Origin of the sequence: Verrucosispora sp. ts21 (assembly GCF_002879555.1) — a bacterium.
Lineage (GTDB): Bacteria > Actinomycetota > Actinomycetes > Mycobacteriales > Micromonosporaceae > Micromonospora > Micromonospora gifhornensis.
In genome coordinates this window covers 37,379-54,090 of sequence record NZ_PNOZ01000038.1, presented here as the reverse complement: position 1 = coordinate 54,090, position 16,712 = coordinate 37,379, and the positions used below count along the sequence as shown (strand labels likewise).

Sequence of the window (16,712 nt, the reverse complement as noted above, 5' to 3'; positions counted from 1 at the left end):
ATCGAAGGTGGGTCGGGGTCCTTGGCTCGGGCGCGACTCAGGCGGACGGCGCGTTGCTCGGCTGGCGGGCGGTGACCAGGTCACCGAGGCGGCCCCGGCCACCATCGGGGGCGGTCAGCACCCACACCCCGTCGGGCAGCAGCGCCATGGTGTGCTCGACGTGCGCGGCCCGCGAGCCGTCCCGGGTGACTACCGTCCACCCGTCGGCCAACTCGACGGTACGCGGGGAACCCATGGTGATCATCGGCTCGATGGCAAGCGCCATGCCCGGCACCAGTCGGGGTCCCTTGCCCGGCCGGCCGTGGTTGAGCACGTGCGGGTCCTGGTGCATCTCGGTGCCGATGCCGTGACCGCCGTAACCGTCGACGATGCCGTACCGGCCGCCCTTGCGTACCGCGTTCTCCACCGCGTGCGAGATGTCGGTCAGCCGGCCCTTGCCGCTGGCGGCGCCCCGGGCGGCGGCGGCGATTCCGGCCCACATGGCGTCCTCGGCGACCGTCGCCATCCGCAGCAGCGCCGGATCGACCTCGCCCACGCCGACGGTGATCGCCGCGTCGCCATGCCAGCCGTCGAGCACCGCACCGCAGTCGATCGAGATCAGATCCCCCTCGGCCAACGCCTGCTCCGGCGACGGGATGGCGTGCACGATCTGCTCGTTCACCGACGAGCAGATCGACGCCGGGAACCCGTGGTAGCCCTTGAAGGACGGGACGGCACCCGCCTCACGGATCGTCGACTCGGCGATCGCGTCCAGATCGGCCGTGGTCACCCCGGGCGCGACCGCTTCCCGCATCCTGCGAAGCGCCTCCGCGACCACCAGGCCGGCGGCTCGCATCTTCTCGATCTGCTCGGGGGTTTTCAGCTGGATGTCCAGCTGGGGACAACGCATGGAGGCGATACCTTTCGTTGCCACGAACAGCGGGGCACGCCGAGCGTACCCCGCTGTTCGCACTCTATCCGGGTGGCGGTCAGCCGACGGCGGTCAGCTCCCGTAGGAGCGCAGGGCGTCGATCGCGCGGACCGTGACGTCCTCCACCGGGCCCGTGGCGTCTATGCCGACCAGCTTGCCCTGAGCGCCGTAGTAGTCCACCAACGGCGCGGTCTTGTCCGCGTACTCCCGCAGCCGCGCCGCGATGGTCTCCGGCTTGTCGTCGTCCCGCTGGAACAACTCGGCGCCGCACCTGTCGCAGATGCCTTCCCGGCTGGTCGCGTCGAACTCGACGTGCCAGATCTTGCCGCAACCCCGGCAGGTGCGCCGGCCGGACAGCCGCCGGATCACCTCGTCGTCATCGACCACCAGCTCCAGCACGATGTCCAGAGCGGTGCCCAGGTCGGCCAGGAGCTTGTCCAGGGCCGCGGCCTGCGGGGTGGTCCGAGGGAAGCCGTCGAGCAGGAAGCCCTCGGCGGTGTCCGGCTCGGCGAGCCGGTCCCGGACCATGTTGATGGTGACCTCGTCCGGGACCAGCTTGCCGGCGTCCATGTACCGCTTGGCCTCGACGCCCAACGGCGTGCCCTGCGAAACGTTGGCCCGGAAGATGTCCCCGGTCGAGATCTTCGGAACGGACAGGTGCGCGGCGATGAACTCTGCCTGTGTGCCCTTGCCCGCGCCAGGCGGGCCAACCAGAACCAGTCTCATCTACCGCAGGAACCCTTCGTAGTTCCGCTGCATCAGTTGGCTCTCGATCTGCTTGCTGGTCTCGAGAGCAACACCAACCATGATCAGCACAGCGGTACCACCGAACGGGAAGTTGAGGTACTGCTGCCGGTCCAGCCAGATGAAGAAGAAGTTCGGCAGGATCGAGATGATCGCGAGGTACAGCGCCCCCGGCAGGGTGATGCGGCTGAGGATGAAGTCCAGGTAGTCGGCGGTGGGCTTGCCGGGGCGGATGCCCGGCACGAAGCCGCCGTACTTCTTCATGTTGTCCGCGACCTCGGTCGGGTTGAACGTGATCGAGACGTAGAAGTAGGTGAAGAAGATGATCAGCAGGAAGTAGACCGAGATGTAGATCGGGCTGGTCGGGTCGACCAGGTTGTTCTGGATCCACGCCTGGGTCTTGCCCGGGTCGTTCTGGTCGAAGAACTGGAGCGCCAGCTGCGGCAGGTAGAGCAGCGACGAACCGAAGATGACCGGGATGACACCCGCCTGGTTGACCTTCAGCGGGATGTAGGTCGAGGTGCCGCCGTACATCCGCCGGCCGATCATGCGCTTGGCGTACTGCACCGGGATGCGGCGCTGGGCCTGCTCGATGAAGGTGACCGCGGTGATGACCACCAGCACCAGAGCGATGACGAGGAAGAACTTGAACCAGCCCTGGCTCTCCTTGATCCGCCAGCCCTCGCTGGGGAGCCGGGCGGCGATCGAGGTGAAGATCAGGACGGACATGCCGTTGCCGACGCCGCGGTCGGTGATCAGCTCACCGAGCCACATGACCACGCCGGTACCCGCGGTCATCGTCATCACCAGGATGGACAGCGTCAGCCAGTCCGGGATGCCGGTGCCCTGCGGGATGATCGGGAACTCGTCGCACTGGTTGTTGAACAGCTGGCCGGAGCGGGCCAGCGCCACGAACGCCGAGGCCTGGAGGACACCGAGGCCGAGGGTCAGGTAGCGGGTGTACTGGGTGATCTTCGCCTGGCCGGCCTGGCCCTCCTTGCGGAGCTGCTCGAGCCGGGGGATCACCACCGTCAGCAGCTGCAGGATGATCGACGCGGTGATGTAGGGCATGATGCCCAGCGCGAAGACCGACAGCTGGAGCAGTGCGCCGCCCGAGAAGAGGTCGAGCAGGTTCAGCACACCGGTGGAGCCCTCGATCGTGTCGAGGCACTTCTGCACGTTGCCGTACGAGACACCTGGGCTGGGCAGAGTGGCGCCGAGCCGGTAGATCGCGATGATGCCTACTGTGAACAGCAGCTTCTTGCGCAGGTCAGGCGTACGGAACGCACTGAGAAAGGCGGACAGCAACTTCTTCCTCCTGCGCGAGGCGGGCCGCCGGGCATCCCAGGCGGATCGGGGTGGTGGTGGTGTCGGGCAGGGTGCCCGATTCTCCATGCTGGGAAGGGACTCTAACAGCCCGATCCCGGTCCGGGCAGATGTGCCCGGCTACATAAACCGAATCCGATGTTACCGGGCGCACACGCCCGAGTTGAGAGCATGGCGCCCGCCAGCTGTGATCAACTGGCGGGCGCCAAGCGTTTGTGCAGCTTACAGCTCTGTTACCGAGCCACCGGCGGCGGCGATCTTCTCCTTGGCCGACGCACTGAAGGCGTGCGCCGAGATCTGGAGCGAGACACCGCCCAGGTCCCCGGAACCGAGAACCTTGATCGGCTGGCCCTTGCGGACCGCGCCGGCCTCGACCAGCTCGGCCGGGCCGACCTGACCGCCGTTGGGGAACAGCTCAGCCAGGCGGTCCAGGTTGACCACCTGGAAGACCACCTTGAACTTGTTCTTGAAGCCCTTCAGCTTCGGCAGTCGCATGTGGATGGGCATCTGCCCACCCTCGAACGCCGCCGAGATGTTCTTACGGGCCTTGGAACCCTTGGTACCGCGACCGGCGGTCTTGCCCTTGGAGCCCTCACCACGACCCACGCGGGTCTTGGCGGTCTTGGCCCCCGGCGCCGGGCGCAGGTGGTGGACCTTGATCGTCATTACTCGACCTCCTCGACCTTCACGAGGTGGTTCACCGTGAAGATCATCCCGCGAATCTCGGGCCGGTCCTCCTTGACCACCACGTCGTTGATCCGCTTGAGACCGAGCGAACGCAGCGACTCACGCTGGTTGTGCTTGGTCCCGATCACGGACCGGACCTGGGTGACCTTGAGACGTGCCATCAGGAAGCCACCCCCGCCCGGGACGCCAGCATGGCGGCCGGCGCAACATCCTCCACCGGCAGGCCCCGACGCGCGGCCACGGCCTCAGGGGACTCGAGCCCCTTCAGCGCAGCCACGGTGGCGTGCACGATGTTGATCGGGTTCGACGACCCGAGGCTCTTGGAGAGCACGTCGTGGATGCCCGCGCACTCCAGCACGGCACGCACCGGGCCACCGGCGATGACACCCGTACCGGCCGAGGCCGGCTTGAGCAGCACCACACCGGCAGCGGCCTCGCCCTGCACCGGGTGCGGGATCGAGGAGCCGATCCGCGGCACCTTGAAGAAGTGCTTCTTGGCCTCCTCGACACCCTTGGCGATCGCCGCGGGCACCTCCTTGGCCTTTCCGTAGCCCACGCCCACGGTGCCGTCGCCGTCGCCCACGATCACCAGGGCGGTGAAGCTGAAGCGACGACCACCCTTCACGACCTTGGCGACACGGTTGATCGCGACGACCCGCTCAAGGTGCGGGGTCTTCTCGGCGGGCGCGTTTCCGCGGCCGCCCTCACGGCGGTTGTCGCGGCGACCACCCTCGTTGCCACCGGACCCGCCGCCACGGCGCTGTTGACCTGGCATCAGCAGCCTTCCTTTTCTCTCGTGACGGGGATTGTCAGAACTCGAGCCCGGCTTCGCGGGCGGCGTCGGCAAGCGCGGCTACCCGCCCCGCGTACCGGTTGCCACCGCGGTCGAAGACGACCTTGGAGATGCCAGCGGCCTTGGCCCGCTCGGCGAGCAGGGTGCCGACCTTGCCGGCCAGGGCGCTCTTGTCGCCCTCCGTGCCGCGCACCGAGGCGTCCAGGGTCGAGGCCGACGCCAGGGTGTGACCCTTGGTGTCGTCCACGATCTGGGCGACGATGTGCCGCAGCGAACGGGTGACGACCAGGCGCGGACGCTCGGGCGTGCCGTTGACGCTCTTGCGGACCCGGAAGTGCCGACGCGCACGCCCGACGGCACGCTTGGCGGCGACGCCGCGGCGGCGCTTGAGCAGCGTGGCGCTCACTTCTTACCTGCCTTTCCGGCCTTACGTCGGATGACCTCGCCCTGGTACTTGACACCCTTGCCCTTGTAGGGCTCCGGCGGGCGAATCTTCCGGATGTTGGCGGCGACCTCACCGACCTGCTGCTTGTCGATGCCGGCCACGTGGAACAGCGTCGGCTTCTCCACCGTGAAGGTGATGCCGTCCGGCGCGGGGACCGTGACCGGGTGCGAGAACCCGAGCGCGAACTCGAGGTCCTTGCCCTTGGCGGTGACCCGGTAACCGGTGCCGGAGATCTCCAGGCTCTTGCGGTAGCCCTCGGTGACTCCGACGATCATGTTGGCGACCAGGGTGCGGCTCAGGCCGTGCAGTTCCTTGGCCTTGCGCTCGTCGTTCGGGCGGTTGACGCTCAGCTGCCCGTCCTCGGCCCGCTCGATGGAGATCGGCTCGGCTAGAGTGTGCGACAGCTCGCCCTTGGGGCCCTTGACCTTGACGGTCCGGCCGTCGATCGTCACGTCGACGCCGGATGGTACCGGGATCGACTTACGTCCAATACGCGACATTTCTACCTGTCTCCCGTTACCAGACGAAGGCGAGGACTTCCCCGCCAACGCTCCGCTTGCGGGCCTGCCGGTCGGTGAGCAGCCCCTGGGACGTCGAAATGATCGCCACGCCCAGCCCGCCGAGCACCCGCGGGAGCCCGTCCGACTTGGCGTAAACCCGCAGACCGGGCTTGGAGACGCGCTTGATGCCGGCCAGGCTCCGCTCCCGGTTCTGGCCGTACTTCAGCTCGACGACCAGTCGCTTGCCGACGGCACCCTCTTCGGGCTCCTCGACCGACCAGGTGGCGATGTAACCCTCGGTCTTGAGGACCTCGGCGATGTTCGCCTTGATCTTCGAGTAGGGCATCGTCACCCGGTCGTGATACGCCTGGTTGGCGTTACGCAGACGCGTGAGCATGTCTGCGATCGGGTCGGTCATCGTCATGAAACTCGTCAACCTTTCTCGCCGGGGTTCCCGCGGCTTTGTCAGCGCAGGCCTACGGCGAAGAGACAGTCCAGCTAACGCGCGGGGCGCGCCGGGCTATTACCAGGAAGCCTTGGACACGCCGGGCAGCTCACCGCGGTGGGCCATCTCCCGGATGCACACCCGGCAGAGCCCGAACTTGCGGTAGACCGCCTTGGGACGCCCGCACCGCTGGCAGCGGGTGTACGCGCGAACCGAGAACTTCGGCTTCGCGGCCGCCTTGATGATCAGCGCCTTCTTGGCCATCTCAGTTCTCCTTGAACGGGAAGCCCAGGAGCTTGAGCAGCGCCCGGCCCTCGTCGTCGGTCGTGGCGGTCGTGACCACCGTGATGTCCATGCCCCGCTGGCGATCGATCTTGTCCTGGTCGATCTCGTGGAACACCGACTGCTCGGTCAGACCGAACGTGTAGTTGCCGTGCCCGTCGAGCTTGCGCCCGTCGAGGCCGCGGAAGTCACGGATACGCGGCAGCGCGATGGACAGCAGCCGGTCCAGGAACTCCCACATCCGGTCGCCGCGCAGGGTGACCTTCGCGCCGATCGGCATTCCCTCCCGCAGCTTGAACTGCGCGATGGACTTCTTCGCCCGCCGGACCAGCGGCTTCTGGCCGGTGATCGTGGCCAGGTCGCGGACCGCGCCGTCGATGAGCTTGGCGTCGCGAGCAGCCTCGCCGACACCCATGTTCACGACGATCTTCACCAGCCGCGGCACCTGCATCGGGTTGCCGTAGTCGTACTGCTCGCGCAGCTTCGCCACGATCTCGTTGCGGTACCGCTCCTTGAGGCGCGGCATGGTCTTGGTTTCGGTAGCCGTGGTCATCACAGGTCCTTACCGGTGCTACGCGCGATGCGGACCTTCTGGCCATTCTCGTCGATGCGGTAACCGACACGGGTCGGCTTACCGTCGGAGTCCAGGACCATCACGTTCGACACGTGGATCGGGGCCTCCTGGGTGACGATGCCACCGGTCTTGGCGCCACGCTGAGTGGTGCTGATGCGGGTGTGCTTCTTGATCCGGTTCACGCCCTCGACCAGGACCTTGTCCTGCCGCGGGTAGGCCGCGATGACCTTGCCCTTGGCACCCTTGTCCTTGCCGGCGATGACGACGACCGTGTCGCCCTTCTTGACCTTCACGGTCACAACACCTCCGGCGCGAGAGAGATGATCTTCATGAACCGCTTGTCCCGCAGCTCACGACCGACCGGGCCGAAAATGCGGGTGCCCCGCGGGTCCCCACCGTCCTTGATGATGACGGCGGCGTTCTCGTCGAAGCGGATGTACGAACCGTCCGGCCGACGCTTCTCCTTGGCCGTACGCACGACGACCGCCTTGACGACGTCGCCCTTCTTCACACCAGCACCGGGGATCGCGTCCTTGACGGTGGCGACGATGACGTCGCCGATGCTCGCGTAGCGCCGACCGGAGCCACCGAGAACTCGGATGCACAGGATCTCCCGGGCACCCGTGTTGTCGGCGACGCGCAGTCGCGACTCCTGCTGAATCACGTCTATCTCCTATGTCTGCCGGTTCTCCGGCCGCCGGAGCGGCCGGAGCCTGGCGGAACCTGCGCCCGACCGATCCGGCCGAGCTCGAGCCTTCGCTACTTGGCCTTCTCGAGGATCTCCACGAGCCGCCACCGCTTGGTGGCGGACAGCGGACGGGTCTCCATGATCAGGACCCGGTCGCCGATGCCCGCGGAGTTCTGCTCGTCGTGGACCTTGAGCTTGCTGGTCCGGCGCATGATCTTGCCGTACAGCGCGTGCTTGACACGGTCCTCGACCTCGACCACGACGGTCTTGTCCATCTTGTCGCTGACCACCAGGCCCTCGCGGACCTTACGGCGTCCCCGCACGAGCTCCGCGCCCGCGGTCGTCGTGTTCTCGCTCATGAAGCCACCTCAGTCGGCGCGGCCGAGAGCCCCAGCTCACGCTCACGCATGATCGTGTAGATCCGGGCGATCTCCCGACGGATGACCTGCAGCCGCCGGTTGTTGTCCAGCTGCCCGGTTGCGGCCTGCACGCGGAGGTTGAACAGCTCCGCCTTGGCCTCACGCAGCTTCGTGACCAGCTCCTCCTCGGAGAGCTCACGCAGCTCGGAGGGCTTGACGCCCGCTGCCATCAGGATTCACCCACTTCGCGCGTCACAATCCGGCACTTCATCGGGAGCTTGTGGATCGCGCGACGCATCGCCTCTCGCGCGATCTGCTCGTTCGGGAAGGACATCTCGAAGAGAACCCGTCCCGGCTTGACGTTGGCGACCCACCACTCCGGCGAGCCCTTACCGGAACCCATCCGGGTTTCGGCCGGCTTCTTGGTGAGGGACTGGTCCGGGAAAATGGTGATCCAGACCTTGCCGCCACGCTTGATGTGACGGGTCATCGCGATACGCGCCGACTCGATCTGCCGGTTGGTCACGTACGCCGGCTCGAGAGCCTGGATCCCGAACTCGCCGAACACCACCCGGTTGCCGCCCTTGGACGCGCCGCTACGGTCCGGGTGGTGCGGCTTGCGGAAGCCCTTCGGGGGCTTGCGCGGCATCAGCATCTGTCAGCCCTCCTGCTGCGTTTCTGCCGCGGCGGCGACGGCGGACGTGTCCACCGGCTCGCCACTCGGCGTCTCGGCCTGCTGCGCGACGGTCGTCGCGGCAGCCCGGCCGGCCTCGGTGCCACCGGAGGTCGTACCGGACGAGCCGGAGCGACCACGACGCGGCCGCTCGGGGCGGTCACCGCGATCCCGGCGCGGGCGCGACGGCGCCTCGGCCGGAGTCTCCCGACCCGGCACCGCGTCACCCTTGTAGATCCAGACCTTCACGCCGATGCGGCCGAAGGTGGTACGGGCCTCGAAGAAGCCGTACTCGATGTTGGCCCGCAGCGTGTGCAGCGGAACCCGACCCTCGCGGTAGAACTCCGTGCGGCTCATCTCGGCGCCGCCGAGGCGACCCGAGACCTGCACCCGGATGCCCTTGCACATCGGGTTCTTCATCGCCGACTGCATCGCCTTGCGCATCGCCCGACGGAAGCTGACCCGGCTCGAGAGCTGCTCGGCTACGCCCTGGGCAACCAGCTGCGCATCCGACTCGGGGTTCTTCACCTCGATGATGTTCAGCTGCACCTGCTTGCCGGTGAGCTTCTCCAGCTCGCCGCGGATCCGGTCGGCCTCCGCACCCTTACGGCCGATGACGATGCCCGGCCGGGCGGTGTGGATGTCAACGCGGACCCGGTCGCGGGTGCGCTCGATGTCGACCTTGGAAATGCCGGCGCGCTCCAGGCCCTTGGACATCATCCGGCGGATCTTGACATCCTCGCCGATGTAGTCCTTGTAGAGCTTGTCCGCGAACCAGCGGGACTTCCAGTCGGTCGAGATGCCGAGGCGGAACCCGTGCGGGTGAACCTTCTGACCCATTACTCGGCGCCCTCCGTGTTGCTCTGCGTCTCGGCCGGTGCGCTCTGCGCCGCCGGTGCCGCCTTCTTCGCCGACTTCTTCGGCGCGGCCGGCGCCACCGCCTCGACCGCCACCGTGATGTGGCAGGTGCGCTTACGGATCCGGTACGCCCGGCCCTGCGCCCGCGGCTGGAACCGCTTCATGGTCGGGCCCTCGTCCACGAACGCCTCGCTGACGAGCAACGCGTCGGGGTCCAGCCGCTCGTTGTTCTCCGCGTTGGCGATCGCACTCGCGAGCACCTTGTACACCTGCTCGCTCGCAGCCTGCGGCGCGAACTGCAGCACCGTGAGAGCCTCCTTCGCGGGCAGGCCGCGGACGAGGTTGACCACCCGGCGCGCCTTCATCGGCGAGATGCGCACGTATCGCGCAACCGCCCGCGCGCCCGGAAGCACCGGAGCGTCGCCCTTTCCTGGCATCGCTGTAACCCCTTGATCCTCTATCCGTATGCCCGCGGCGTCAGCGCCGGCGGCTCTTCCGGTCGTCCTTCTCGTGACCCTTGAACGTGCGGGTCAGCGCGAACTCGCCGAGCTTGTGCCCGACCATCGCCTCGGTCACGAACACCGGGACGTGCTTACGTCCGTCGTGCACCGCGATCGTGTGCCCGAGCATCTCCGGGATGATCGTCGAGCGCCGCGACCAAGTCTTGATGACGTTCTTCGAGCCCTTTTCGTTCTGCGTCTCCACCTTCTTGAGCAGGTGGTCGTCGATGAACGGGCCCTTCTTCAGGCTGCGAGGCATGTCTTATCTCCCTCAGCCGCGCTTACGCGTGGCGTAGCGGCGGCGGACGATCAGCCGGTCACTCGGCTGGCCCTTACGACGGGTGCGGCCCTCGGGCTTACCCTGCGGGTTGACCGGGTGGCGACCACCGGAGGTCTTGCCCTCGCCACCACCGTGCGGGTGGTCGACCGGGTTCATGGCCACACCACGGACGGTCGGGCGCTTGCCCTTCCACCGCATCCGGCCGGCCTTACCCCAGTTGATGTTCGACTGGTCGGCGTTGCCGATCTCGCCGATGCTGGCCCGGCACCGCACGTCCACACGCCGGATCTCACCCGACGGCATACGCAGGGTGGCGTACACGCCCTCCCGGCCGAGCAGCTGGATGCCGACGCCGGCCGAGCGGGCCAGCTTGGCCCCGCCACCCGGACGCAGCTCCACGTTGTGGATGGTGGTACCGACCGGGATGTTGCGCAGCGGCAGGTTGTTGCCCGGCTTGATGTCGGCGCCCGGACCGGACTCGACCCGGTCGCCCTGCTTCAGGTCCTTCGGCGCGATGATGTACCGCTTCTCGCCGTCGGCGTAGTGCAGCAGCGCGATGCGCGCGGTGCGGTTCGGGTCGTACTCGATGTGCGCGACCTTGGCCGGCACACCGTCCTTGTCGACCCGCTTGAAGTCGATGATCCGGTACTGCCGCTTGTGGCCGCCGCCCTGGTGCCGGGCGGTGATCCGCCCGTGGGCGTTACGCCCACCCTTCTTCGGCAGCGGTGCCAGCAGCGACTTCTCAGGCGTCGACCGGGTGATCTCGGCGAAGTCGGCGACACTGGAGCCACGCCGGCCCGGCGTCGTCGGCTTGTACTTACGGATAGCCATTGTCTACACCCCTCAGCTGACCGGGCCGCCGAAGGCGTCAATACGGTCGCCCTCAGCCAGCTTCACCATCGCGCGCTTGGTGTTCTTGCGCTTGCCGAACCCGGTGCGGGTCCGCTTGCGCTTGCCCTCGCGGTTGAGCGTGTTGACCGTCAGGACACGGACGTTGAAGATCTGCTCGATAGCGATCTTGATCGCGGTCTTGTTCGCGTCCGGGTGCACCAGGAAGGTGTACCAGTTCCGGTTCAGCTCGCTGTAGCTCTTCTCCGAGACGACCGGCGCAACGATGATGTCGCGCGGGTCGGCGATCGTGCTCACTTGCCACCCTCCTCGGTGGTCTCGGCGGGAACGCCCAGGAACTCGTCCAGGGCCTCCTTGGTGAAGACCACGTCGTCGGCCACCAACACGTCGTACGTGTTGAGCTGGCCGGCTTCGATCAGGTGCACCCGCGGCTCGTTGCGCAGCGACACCCAGTTCAGCTCGTCGACGCTGCTCAGCACGACCAGCACCCGGCGGGCCTCGGTCACCTTGGTGAGCGCGGCCAGCGCGGCCTTGGTCGACGGCTTCTCGCCCGAGACGAACGCCTCGACGACGTGTACCTGCCCGGCGCGGGCCCGGTCCGAGAGGGCGCCACGCAGAGCGGCAGCCTTCATCTTCTTCGGGGTGCGCTGGCTGTAGTCGCGCGGCACCGGGCCGTGCACCACGCCACCGCCGGCGAACTGCGGCGCGCGGATCGAGCCCTGCCGGGCCCGACCGGTGCCCTTCTGCTTGTAGGGCTTCTTGCCGCCGCCGGAGACTTCGCCCCGGGTCTTGGTCTTGTGCGTGCCCTGCCGAGCCGCGGCCAGCTGCGCCACCACGACCTGGTGCATCAGCGGCACGTTGGCCTGCACGTCGAAGATGTCCCCGGGCAGCTCGACCGAGCCGGTCTTGGTGCCCTCGGAGTTCAAGACGTCAACGGTGGTCACTTGGCCGCACCGCCCTTCTTCGCCTTCGTCTTGGCCGCAGTGCGGACCAGGACCAGCGCGCCCTTCGGGCCGGGAATGGCACCGCGGACGAGCAGGAGGTTGTTCTCGGTGTCGACCGCCTGGACGGTCAGGTTCTGCACGGTGTAGCGCACGCCGCCCATGCGGCCCGCCATCCGGGTGCCCTTGAAGACCCGACCCGGGGTGGCGCAGGCGCCGATGGAGCCCGGCGAGCGGTGCTTGCGCTCGACACCGTGGCTGGCGCGCAGACCGTGGAAGCCGTGCCGCTTCATCGGGCCGGCGTAGCCCTTGCCCTTGGTCTTGCCGGTGACGTCGATCGAGATGCCGGCCGGGAACTCCTCGACCGTGATCTCCTGACCGAGCGAGTAGTCCGCGGCGTCGGAGGTGCGCAGCTCGACGATGTGCCGGCGCGGCGCCACGTCAGCCTTCGCGTAGTGCCCACGCAGCGGCTTCTTGGCCTTGCGCGGGTCGATCGTGCCGTACGCCAGCTGGACCGCGGAGTAACCGTCCTTGTCGGCGTCACGAACCTGGCTGATGACGCACGGGCCGGCCTGAACCACGGTCACCGGAACAACCTTGTTGTTGTCCCAGACCTGGGTCATGCCGAGCTTCGCGCCCAGGATCCCCTTAACTTGCCTGTCCATGTGTCCGGTCCCTACAGCTTGATCTCGATGTCGACGCCAGCCGGCAGGTCGAGGCGCATGAGCGAGTCGACCGTCTTCGGGGTCGGGTCGATGATGTCGATCAGCCGCTTGTGCGTACGCATCTCGAAGTGCTCGCGCGAGTCCTTGTACTTGTGCGGCGAGCGGATGACGCAGAAACGGTTGATCTCCGTGGGCAGCGGCACCGGGCCCGCGACCTGCGCCCCGGTACGCGTCACCGTCTCGACGATCTTCCGCGCCGAGGAGTCGACGACCTCGTGGTCATAGGCCTTGAGCCGGATGCGGATCTTCTGTCCCGCCATGGTGGCTTCTGTTCCTTCTCTCGATGCCGCTGTGTTGCGGGTGTCCTGTACCGGCTGGTACAGACCCTCTTCGCCCACCCCCGCGGTCGGGCGTGTCGCGTTCTGTGGCCCAGCTCCGCCCCGACCTTCCGGAGCGATCCTGACCGCGGTGGGTCGAGGCGCCGATCGCACTACCGCGACCTGAACGCCGCGCGAGGGTGGTTGACGGGTGAACCGCCAACCACCCCACGCCCGACTGTCCTGCCTACCCGGAGGTTCGACGTGAGTCGAACGCGGGCAGCGAACTGTCGTTACGCAACCTGACTAGTATGCCGCACGACCGGCGGCGGGTCTAATCGGGGTTACCCAGCTCACTTGATGATCTTGGTGACGCGACCAGCGCCGACCGTACGGCCACCCTCCCGGATCGCGAACTTGAGGTTTTCCTCCATCGCGATGGGCTGGATCAGCTTCACGGTCATCGTGGTGTTGTCACCCGGCATGACCATCTCGGTGCCCTCGGGGAGGGTGACGACACCGGTGACGTCCGTGGTCCGGAAGTAGAACTGCGGACGGTAGTTCTGGAAGAACGGGGTGTGCCGGCCGCCCTCCTCCTTGGAGAGGATGTAGACCGTCGCCTCGAACTCGGTGTGCGGGGTCGTGGTGCCCGGCTTGACGACCACCATGCCGCGCTCGACGTCCTCGCGCTTGATGCCACGCAGCAGCAGACCGACGTTCTCACCCGCGCGGGCCTCGTCGAGCAGCTTGCGGAACATCTCGATGCCGGTGCAGACCGTCTTCTGCGACTTCTCGCGGATACCGACGATCTCCACCTCCTCGTTCGGCTTGAGGATGCCGCGCTCCGCGCGACCGGTGACGACGGTGCCACGACCGGTGATCGTGAAGACGTCCTCGATCGGCATCAGGAACGGCTTCTCGGTCTCGCGCTCCGGCTGCGGGATCGCGGTGTCGACAGCGTTCATCAGCTCCAGCAGGCGCCCGGTCCACTCCGGGTCACCCTCAAGGGCCTTGAGCGCCGAGACACGCACGACCGGCAGGTCGTCGCCCGGGTACTCCTGCGACGAGAGCAGCTCACGAACCTCGAGCTCGACGAGCTCCAGCAGCTCCTCGTCGTCGACCATGTCGCTCTTGTTCAGCGCCACGACGATGTACGGCACGCCGACCTGGCGGGCCAGCAGCACGTGCTCGCGGGTCTGCGGCATCGGGCCGTCGGTCGCGGCGACCACCAGGATCGCGCCGTCCATCTGGGCGGCACCGGTGATCATGTTCTTGATGTAGTCAGCGTGACCGGGGCAGTCGACGTGCGCGTAGTGCCGCGCCTCGGTCTGGTACTCGACGTGCGCGATCGAGATCGTGATGCCCCGGGCCTTCTCCTCCGGCGCCTTGTCGATCTCGTCGAACGGCGTGTACGGGTTCAGGTCGGGGTACTGGTCGTGCAGGACCTTCGTGATGGCCGCCGTCAGCGTCGTCTTACCGTGGTCGATGTGACCAATGGTGCCGATGTTGACGTGCGGCTTAGTCCGCTCGAACTTCGCCTTCGCCACTGGTGTCCTCCTGTGGACTTCTTGGTTCGTTCGCCCCGGTACGCCACGAGTGGCGCTTAGGACTCTGTCGACAGCCTTTCCGGCCTGACGGCCGGGAAGCTTTTGTGGGCTCTGCGGCGATGAAGCCTACAGGCCCGGAATTCACCCAATCCGACCGAGGTGGTCGCGGTCGGGGAAACCTCCCGCGACCAACCGTCGGCTCAGCTCAGGCGGACGTCACTCACCCGTCGCCTTGGCGATGATCTCCTTGGCCACCGAGGCCGGAACCTCGGCGTAGGAGTCGAACTGCATGCTGTAGCTAGCCCGGCCCTGGGTCTTCGACCGCAGGTCGCCGACGTAGCCGAACATCTCCGACAGCGGCACCAGAGCCCGGACGACGCGGGCGCCGCTGCGCTCCTCCATCGCCTGGATGATGCCACGGCGGGAGTTCAGGTCACCGATGACGTCACCCATGTTCTCCTCAGGAGTGGTGACCTCAACGGCCATCATCGGCTCGAGCAGCGCGGGATCGGCCTTGCGGGCCGCGTCCTTCATCACCATCGAGCCGGCGATCTTGAACGCCATTTCCGACGAGTCGACCTCGTGGTACTGGCCGTCCAGCAGCGTCAGCTTGACGCCCACCAGCGGGAAGCCGGCGAGGATGCCGTACTGCATGGCGTCCTGCGCACCCGCGTCCACCGAGGGGATGAACTCCCGGGGGATACGGCCACCGGTGACCGCGTTGGCGAACTCGTAGGTCGGCGCGTCGTTGCCCAGCGGCAGCGGCTCCAGGCTGACGATCACCCGGGCGTACTGGCCGGAACCACCGGTCTGCTTCTTGTGGGTGTACTCGACCTTCTCCACCTTGCGGCGGATGGTCTCGCGGTACGCCACCTGCGGCTTACCGATGTTCGCCTCGACGTTGAACTCGCGGCGCATCCGGTCGACCAGGATGTCCAGGTGCAGCTCGCCCATGCCGGAGATGACCGTCTGACCGGTCTGGTCGTCCAGCTTGACGCGGAAGGTCGGGTCCTCCTCGGCCAGCCGCTGGATGGCGGTGCTGAGCTTCTCCTGGTCGGCCTTGGTCTTCGGCTCGATGGCCACCTCGATGACCGGCTCCGGGAAGGTCATCGACTCCAGGATGACCGGGTTCGCCGAGTCGGCCAGGGTGTCACCGGTGGTGGTCTGCTTCAGACCCTGCACCGCGATGATGTCGCCGGCCTTCGCGGTGCTGCGCTCTTCCCGCTTGTTGGCGTGCATCTGGTAGATCTTGCCGATCCGCTCCTTGCGGTCCTTGGTGGAGTTGACCACCTGGGAGCCGGACTCGAGCGTGCCGGAGTAGATCCGCACGTAGGTGAGCTTGCCGAGGTGCTTGTCCGTCTGGATCTTGAAGGCCAGGCCGGAGAACGGCTCGGACACCGACGGCTTGCGCAGCATCGGGGTCTCACCGTCGGTGGCCGTACCCTCGATCGCCGGGATGTCCAGCGGCGACGGCAGGTACGCGACGACCGCGTCCAGCATCGGCTGGATGCCCTTGTTCTTGAAGGCGGTACCGGTGAGGACCGGGTTGGCCTTGCCGGCGATGGTGGCCCGACGGATGGCGGCCTTGATCTCCTCGACGGAGATCTCCTCGCCCTCCAGGTACTTCTCCATCACCGCGTCGTCGACGTCGGCCAGGGTCTCCATCAGCTTCTCGCGCCACTCGGCAGCGGAGTCGGCCAGCTCGGCCGGGATCTCCTCGACCGCGTAGTCCTCACCCTTCTGGGTCTCGCCACGCCAGGTGAGGGCGCGCATCTCGACCAGGTCGACCACGCCGATGAAGTCGCTCTCGGCGCCGATCGGGATCTGAAGCACCAGCGGGGTGGCGTTCAGCCGGTCGATCATCATCTGCACGCAGCGGAAGAAGTCCGCGCCGGTACGGTCGAGCTTGTTGACGAAACACATCCGGGGGACGTTGTACTTGTCCGCCTGACGCCAGACGTTCTCCGTCTGCGGCTCCACGCCGGCCACACCGTCGTAGACCGCGACGGCACCGTCCAGGACTCGAAGCGACCGCTCCACCTCGACCGTGAAGTCGACGTGGCCGGGCGTGTCGATGATCTGGATCGTGTGGCCCTTCCACTCGCACTTCGTGGCGGCGGAAGTGATGGTGATACCGCGCTCCTGCTCCTGCTCCATCCAGTCCATGACGGCGCCGCCCTCATGAACCTCACCGATCTTGTACGTGATACCGGTGTAGAACAGAATTCGCTCGGTGGTAGTGGTCTTACCGGCATCGATGTGCGCCATGATGCCGATGTTGCGTACGTTGGCGAGCGCGTCTGCGGCGGCCACTTCAATCCCTACTTAT

At 67.1% G+C, this 16,712-nt stretch carries 26 protein-coding genes; all 26 read right to left on the bottom strand.

The genetic code is table 11. The features are described 5' to 3' along the window. Positions 1 to 37: 37 nt before the first annotated feature. Positions 38 to 889 carry a type I methionyl aminopeptidase gene (map, locus tag C1A38_RS17790; RefSeq protein ID WP_102658914.1) on the bottom strand — a complete coding sequence of 284 codons (852 nt, stop codon included), beginning with the start codon at positions 887 to 889 and terminating at the stop codon, positions 38 to 40. A 93-nt stretch (positions 890 to 982) separates the two neighbouring features. Next, positions 983 to 1,636: an adenylate kinase gene (locus tag C1A38_RS17785; RefSeq protein WP_013735936.1), complete on the bottom strand. Its 654-nt coding sequence runs from the start codon at positions 1,634 to 1,636 to the stop codon at positions 983 to 985. Further along, entirely contained in the window at positions 1,637 to 2,962 is a 1,326-nt protein-coding gene (gene secY / locus C1A38_RS17780; protein ID WP_013735937.1) for a preprotein translocase subunit SecY, read from the bottom strand. Between the two features lie 240 nt (positions 2,963 to 3,202). Further along, positions 3,203 to 3,646 (bottom strand): 50S ribosomal protein L15, encoded by a 444-nt coding sequence (rplO, locus tag C1A38_RS17775; protein ID WP_013735938.1) that lies wholly within the window; start codon positions 3,644 to 3,646, stop codon positions 3,203 to 3,205. After that, on the bottom strand, positions 3,646 to 3,828 hold the full coding sequence (gene rpmD / locus C1A38_RS17770; protein ID WP_102658913.1) for a 50S ribosomal protein L30: 183 nt from the start codon (positions 3,826 to 3,828) through the stop codon (positions 3,646 to 3,648). The genes rplO and rpmD overlap by 1 nt, the downstream gene beginning before the upstream one ends. Continuing rightward, positions 3,828 to 4,442 carry a 30S ribosomal protein S5 gene (gene rpsE / locus C1A38_RS17765; RefSeq protein ID WP_013735940.1) on the bottom strand — a complete coding sequence of 205 codons (615 nt, stop codon included), beginning with the start codon at positions 4,440 to 4,442 and terminating at the stop codon, positions 3,828 to 3,830. The genes rpmD and rpsE overlap by 1 nt, the downstream gene beginning before the upstream one ends. Before the next feature lie 34 nt (positions 4,443 to 4,476). Beyond that, positions 4,477 to 4,866: a 50S ribosomal protein L18 gene (rplR, locus tag C1A38_RS17760; RefSeq protein WP_013735941.1), complete on the bottom strand. Its 390-nt coding sequence runs from the start codon at positions 4,864 to 4,866 to the stop codon at positions 4,477 to 4,479. Continuing rightward, a complete protein-coding gene (rplF, locus tag C1A38_RS17755; RefSeq protein ID WP_013735942.1) occupies positions 4,863 to 5,405 on the bottom strand; it encodes a 50S ribosomal protein L6 in 543 nt (180 codons plus the stop codon). Before rplF ends, rplR begins: the two co-directional genes overlap by 4 nt. 16 nt (positions 5,406 to 5,421) lie before the next feature. After that, a complete protein-coding gene (rpsH, locus tag C1A38_RS17750; protein WP_007073022.1) occupies positions 5,422 to 5,829 on the bottom strand; it encodes a 30S ribosomal protein S8 in 408 nt (135 codons plus the stop codon). Between the two features lie 99 nt (positions 5,830 to 5,928). Further along, positions 5,929 to 6,114, bottom strand: a complete 186-nt coding sequence (locus tag C1A38_RS17745) for a type Z 30S ribosomal protein S14 (RefSeq protein WP_007465272.1) — start codon at positions 6,112 to 6,114, stop codon at positions 5,929 to 5,931. 1 nt (position 6,115) lies between these two features. Further along, positions 6,116 to 6,685: a 50S ribosomal protein L5 gene (gene rplE, locus C1A38_RS17740; RefSeq protein ID WP_102658912.1), complete on the bottom strand. Its 570-nt coding sequence runs from the start codon at positions 6,683 to 6,685 to the stop codon at positions 6,116 to 6,118. After that, complete coding sequence (gene rplX / locus C1A38_RS17735; protein WP_013735944.1) at positions 6,685 to 7,005, bottom strand: 50S ribosomal protein L24; 321 nt, start codon at positions 7,003 to 7,005, stop codon at positions 6,685 to 6,687. The genes rplE and rplX overlap by 1 nt, the downstream gene beginning before the upstream one ends. After that, on the bottom strand, positions 7,002 to 7,370 hold the full coding sequence (gene rplN / locus C1A38_RS17730; protein WP_007073026.1) for a 50S ribosomal protein L14: 369 nt from the start codon (positions 7,368 to 7,370) through the stop codon (positions 7,002 to 7,004). Before rplN ends, rplX begins: the two co-directional genes overlap by 4 nt. 95 nt (positions 7,371 to 7,465) lie before the next feature. Next, positions 7,466 to 7,753 carry a 30S ribosomal protein S17 gene (gene rpsQ, locus C1A38_RS17725; protein WP_013735945.1) on the bottom strand — a complete coding sequence of 96 codons (288 nt, stop codon included), beginning with the start codon at positions 7,751 to 7,753 and terminating at the stop codon, positions 7,466 to 7,468. Then, positions 7,750 to 7,983 (bottom strand): 50S ribosomal protein L29, encoded by a 234-nt coding sequence (rpmC, locus tag C1A38_RS17720; protein ID WP_013735946.1) that lies wholly within the window; start codon positions 7,981 to 7,983, stop codon positions 7,750 to 7,752. Before rpmC ends, rpsQ begins: the two co-directional genes overlap by 4 nt. Next, positions 7,983 to 8,408, bottom strand: coding sequence for a 50S ribosomal protein L16 (gene rplP / locus C1A38_RS17715; RefSeq protein WP_013735947.1), 426 nt, complete (start codon positions 8,406 to 8,408; stop codon positions 7,983 to 7,985). The genes rpmC and rplP overlap by 1 nt, the downstream gene beginning before the upstream one ends. Positions 8,409 to 8,411: 3 nt before the next feature. Beyond that, on the bottom strand, positions 8,412 to 9,266 hold the full coding sequence (gene rpsC / locus C1A38_RS17710; protein WP_102658911.1) for a 30S ribosomal protein S3: 855 nt from the start codon (positions 9,264 to 9,266) through the stop codon (positions 8,412 to 8,414). Next, the gene (gene rplV / locus C1A38_RS17705; RefSeq protein WP_043721958.1) at positions 9,266 to 9,721 is read right to left on the bottom strand and encodes a 50S ribosomal protein L22; all 456 of its coding nucleotides are present in this window, start codon (positions 9,719 to 9,721) and stop codon (positions 9,266 to 9,268) included. Before rplV ends, rpsC begins: the two co-directional genes overlap by 1 nt. Positions 9,722 to 9,761: 40 nt before the next feature. Beyond that, the gene (rpsS, locus tag C1A38_RS17700; protein ID WP_013735950.1) at positions 9,762 to 10,043 is read right to left on the bottom strand and encodes a 30S ribosomal protein S19; all 282 of its coding nucleotides are present in this window, start codon (positions 10,041 to 10,043) and stop codon (positions 9,762 to 9,764) included. Positions 10,044 to 10,055: 12 nt separating this feature from the next. Next, positions 10,056 to 10,895, bottom strand: coding sequence for a 50S ribosomal protein L2 (rplB, locus tag C1A38_RS17695; protein WP_013735951.1), 840 nt, complete (start codon positions 10,893 to 10,895; stop codon positions 10,056 to 10,058). A gap of 12 nt (positions 10,896 to 10,907) precedes the next feature. Further along, positions 10,908 to 11,210, bottom strand: coding sequence for a 50S ribosomal protein L23 (gene rplW, locus C1A38_RS17690; protein WP_102658910.1), 303 nt, complete (start codon positions 11,208 to 11,210; stop codon positions 10,908 to 10,910). Then, positions 11,207 to 11,857 (bottom strand): 50S ribosomal protein L4, encoded by a 651-nt coding sequence (gene rplD, locus C1A38_RS17685; RefSeq protein ID WP_013735953.1) that lies wholly within the window; start codon positions 11,855 to 11,857, stop codon positions 11,207 to 11,209. The genes rplW and rplD overlap by 4 nt, the downstream gene beginning before the upstream one ends. Beyond that, positions 11,854 to 12,519 carry a 50S ribosomal protein L3 gene (gene rplC / locus C1A38_RS17680; RefSeq protein ID WP_043721961.1) on the bottom strand — a complete coding sequence of 222 codons (666 nt, stop codon included), beginning with the start codon at positions 12,517 to 12,519 and terminating at the stop codon, positions 11,854 to 11,856. The genes rplD and rplC overlap by 4 nt, the downstream gene beginning before the upstream one ends. Positions 12,520 to 12,530: 11 nt before the next feature. Beyond that, positions 12,531 to 12,839 carry a 30S ribosomal protein S10 gene (gene rpsJ, locus C1A38_RS17675; protein ID WP_007073037.1) on the bottom strand — a complete coding sequence of 103 codons (309 nt, stop codon included), beginning with the start codon at positions 12,837 to 12,839 and terminating at the stop codon, positions 12,531 to 12,533. Positions 12,840 to 13,189: 350 nt separating this feature from the next. Then, positions 13,190 to 14,383 (bottom strand): elongation factor Tu, encoded by a 1,194-nt coding sequence (gene tuf, locus C1A38_RS17670; RefSeq protein ID WP_102658909.1) that lies wholly within the window; start codon positions 14,381 to 14,383, stop codon positions 13,190 to 13,192. Positions 14,384 to 14,599: 216 nt separating this feature from the next. Then, complete coding sequence (gene fusA, locus C1A38_RS17665; RefSeq protein WP_102658908.1) at positions 14,600 to 16,696, bottom strand: elongation factor G; 2,097 nt, start codon at positions 16,694 to 16,696, stop codon at positions 14,600 to 14,602. Positions 16,697 to 16,712 lie beyond the last annotated feature (16 nt).